The following is a 4,204-nucleotide window of genomic DNA, read 5'->3' on the forward strand; positions in this document are numbered from 1 at the left end:
GCAGAAAAGGATAAAACAGTCATCGCAGCTGAACCAAAAGCAGCTGAAACAACTGAAACAAGTACTAACTCAATCATCGCTCAAGCGCAAACAGAAGTAAAGAAAGCTCAAGCAGAACAAGCATCTGCCTCAGCTTCTGTATCAGTCAGTCAATCTGTTGAGGCTCAAGCGAGTGCGAGTCAGTCAGCTTCAGTCAGTCAATCTGCCTCAGCAAGTCAGTCAGCATCTGCAAGTGCTTCAACATCAGCAAGTCAGTCAACTGCTCCAGCATCTGAGTCAGCGAGCCAATCAACATCAGCTCCTACATCAGCGTCAGCGAGCGCTCAAGCTTCAACTTCACTAGTTGAGAGCACTAGTGCAACGAGTGGATCAGAAGTACAAGCATCTGTCTCAACTTCTACATCAGCATCACTCAATGCCGATACCAAACCTGCAGCTAGCTTAGCATCAAGCAAACTCGGTGATGCTTTGTCTAGTGCAACTCAACTTAGTAGCCAAGCAGCAACAACAAGCAACAACCTTGCAGCTGGTGTTGTAGCAGATAAGAACCAAGCCCAAGGTAAGGATACAACCAAGCAAGCTGAGAAAAACCAAAAGGTTGACAATACTGTAGCGACTGCACCAAAGACAGGGTATTCTGGATTTAGAGCAAATCCGATCGATACTGGTTCAAAAGAGCCATTCTTTCTAAATACTGACCCATATAGTATCAATTCTCCAGAAACAAGTGGTCGTTTAAATAGACAACGGGTCTTTCTGGGACGAGCAGGTGTTCCTTTCTCGGTAACATATTATATGCATAAGTCTCAATTTGATGCGGACGAATATCCTTACGGTTCATATAAGGATAGTGAGTTGGCAGGACTTTCTCCAAGACAAACTCTAGAGACTCGAAACTGGCAAGAAGCACAAGAGAAATATAATATTACCTCGGAAACAGGTCGTGTGGAAGTGGCTCCTGGACGTTATATTCCATATGTAACTTTCAAGAGTGATAATCCAAAAGCATTTAGAAGTAGTATCAATCTGGATGTGACCTTTGATGGACGTAGCTTTCCTCAAACCAGCATATTCATGAACCTTACTACTACTCAGTTTAAGGGACCTGCTGTAACGTATGATGCCGAAGGGAAAAAAGAAGCACTGGCTCCTCTTGCAAAATATAAAGTAGGAGATACAGTCAATGAAACCTACTATTTCCATAATGATAAACAGTATAGATATGAGCAAGATGCTAGAAATGCTATTACTTTGTACACTGGTAATGGTGGTTGGACCAAACCGATGGGCTTGAGGTTTGTTCAAGGAGTGGAAAGACGTGCTGATTTTACCTATGTTCCTAAAGTCACTGTTACGGGGACTGTTAAAACTGAAAATCCTAATTATCTTGTCAGACATAATGATGGATTGGGAGGTAAGGATGCTGAATTCTTTACCTATCTAGGCCGTCCAGAAGAAGTTGTAACTGAGGCTGCGCAGGAGTCAATTATCAACAAGAGCAAAGACTCACTAACTCCTTCCCCTGAACCACTAGTTCCTGAAGTTGAAGTTGGTAAACGAGTTAATGAAACTTTATATGTTCATGATGGTAATAACAAAGGAGACAAGTCTGTTGGTTCTTGGCAAAGTCCTTACCTTGCAGATCAAGCGGTTGAACTGATTCATGGTAAGAAAGAACTAGAAGCACTTGGATTAACAGTTACTACTAAAACCGTTCCATCAGGGGGTGGTAAAACTGGCTATATCCCATCTATCCAAATTTCTGGGACGCCTACTGGAACAGGAACTGTAACACTTAAATATAAGATTACTGACGAAGCAGGACAGCTTAACTTTAAGGACATTCAAATCAATGTTAAAGAAAGCGGATCCCTTAGCCAATCAGTTTCAGCATCAGTATCTGCAAGTCAAAGTGCTTCAGCTTCAGTAAGTTCAAGTCAAAGTGCTTCACTTAGCGCCGGTCAATCTCACTCAGCAAGCTTGAGTGCTAGTCAGAGTGCATCAGCCAGCGCATCGCTTAGCGCGAGTCGTTCAGCCTCAGCAAGTGTAAGTTCAAGCCGTTCAGCCAGTGCATCAGCCAGCGCATCGCTTAACGCAAGTCGCTCAGCTTCAGCTTCTGTAAGCTCAAGTCGTTCAGCCAGTGCTTCAGTGAGTGCATCACTTAGCGCAAGTCGCTCAGCTTCAGCTTCTGTAAGCTCAAGTCGTTCAGCCAGTGCTTCAGCGAGTGCATCACTTAGCGCAAGTCGCTCAGCTTCGGCTTCTGTAAGCTCAAGCCAATCAACTAGCGCATCAGTAAGCTCAAGCCAATCAGCTTCAGCTTCAGTATCTGCAAGTCGCTCAGCTTCAGCTTCTGTAAGTTCGAGCCGTTCAGCCAGTGCATCAGCCAGTGCATCACTTAGCTCAAGTCGCTCAGCCTCAGCAAGCGTAAGTTCAAGTCGTTCGGCTAGTGCCTCAGCCAGTGCATCGCTTAGCGCGAGTCGTTCAGCAAGCACATCAGTAAGCTCAAGTCAATCAGCATCAGCGTCTGTAAGTGCAAGCCAATCAGCTAGCGTATCAGTAAGCTCAAGTCAATCAGCATCAGCGTCTGTAAGTGCAAGCCAATCAGCTAGCGCATCAGTAAGCTCAAGTCAATCGGCTTCAGCATCAGTATCAGCAAGCCAAAGTGCTTCAGCATCTGTATCAGCAAGTCAAAGTGCTTCAGCATCAGTAAGCTCAAGTCAATCGGCTTCAGCGTCAGTAAGTACAAGCCAAAGCGCTTCAGCATCAGTAAGTGCTAGTCAATCAGCATCTGTATCAGCAAGCCAATCAGCTTCAGTATCAGCAAGTCAAAGTACTTCAGCATCAGTAAGCTCAAGTCAATCGGCTTCAGCATCTGTATCAGCAAGCCAAAGCGCTTCAGCATCAGTATCTGCAAGTCAAAGTGCTTCAGCGTCAGTAAGTGCAAGCCAATCAGCTAGCGCATCAGTATCTGCAAGCCAATCAGCAAGCACATCTGTATCAGCCAGCCAAAGTGCCTCAGCTTCAGCGTCTGTATCAGCTAGCCAAAGTGCTTCAGCATCTGTATCTGCAAGTCAAAGTGCTTCAGCGTCAGTAAGTGCAAGCCAATCAGCAAGCACATCTGTATCAGCCAGCCAAAGTGCCTCAGCTTCAGCATCTGTATCAGCTAGCCAAAGTGCTTCAGCATCAGTATCAGCAAGCCAATCAGCTAGCGCATCAGTAAGCTCAAGCCAATCAGCAAGCACATCTGTATCAGCCAGCCAAAGTGCCTCAGCTTCAGCATCTAACAACCAGAACTCAGCTTCTATCTCAGCAAGCGCGAGCCACTCTGCGTCTGTATCAGCAAGCCAAAGCGCTTCAGCATCAGTAAGTGCTAGTCAATCAGCATCTGTATCAGCAAGCCAATCAGCTTCAGCATCTGTAAGTGCAAGCCAATCAGCAAGCACATCAGTAAGCTCAAGTCAATCAGCTTCAGCATCTGTAAGTGCAAGCGACTCAGCGTCTGTATCAGCTAGCCAATCAGCTTCAGCATCAGTAAGTGCAAGTCAAAGTGCTTCAACATCAGTAAGCGCAAGCCAAAGTGCCTCAGCTTCAGCATCTAACAACCAGAACTCAGCTTCTATCTCAGCAAGCGCGAGCCAGTCTGCGTCAATTAGTGCAAGCCAAAGCGCATCAGCATCAGTATCAGCAAGCATCAGTGCGAGCCAATCAGCATCTGTATCAGCTAGTCAATCAGCTTCAGCTTCTGTAAGTTCAAGCCAATCAGCATCTGTATCAGCTAGCCAATCAGCTTCAGCATCTGTAAGTGCAAGCGACTCAGCGTCTGTATCAGCTAGCCAATCAGCTTCAGCATCAGTAAGTGCAAGCCAAAGCGCTTCAGCATCAGTAAGTGCAAGCATCAGTGCAAGCCAATCAGCATCTGTATCAGCTAGTCAATCAGCATCAGCGTCTGTAAGTTCAAGCCAATCAGCATCTGTATCAGCTAGTCAATCAGCATCAGCGTCTGTAAGTTCAAGCCAATCAGCATCTGTATCAGCTAGCCAATCAGCATCAGCATCTGTAAGTGCAAGCGACTCAGCGTCTGTATCAGCTAGCCAATCAGCAAGCGCATCTGTAAGTGCAAGTCAAAGTGCTTCAACATCAGTAAGCGCCAGCCAAAGTGCCTCAGCTTCAGCATCTAACAACCAGAACTCAGCTTCTATCTCAG

Annotated in this window: 1 protein-coding gene; it reads left to right on the plus strand. The window is 45.9% G+C overall.

The annotated features are described in order from the left end of the window. Positions 1 to 468 precede the first annotated feature (468 nt). A partial coding sequence (locus tag D8804_RS10115) for a hypothetical protein (protein ID WP_472725589.1) occupies positions 469 to 4,204 on the plus strand: 3,736 nt, incomplete at its 3' end.

Source organism: Streptococcus oralis (genome assembly GCF_003944215.1).
Classification (GTDB): Bacteria; Bacillota; Bacilli; order Lactobacillales; family Streptococcaceae; genus Streptococcus; species Streptococcus oralis_BI.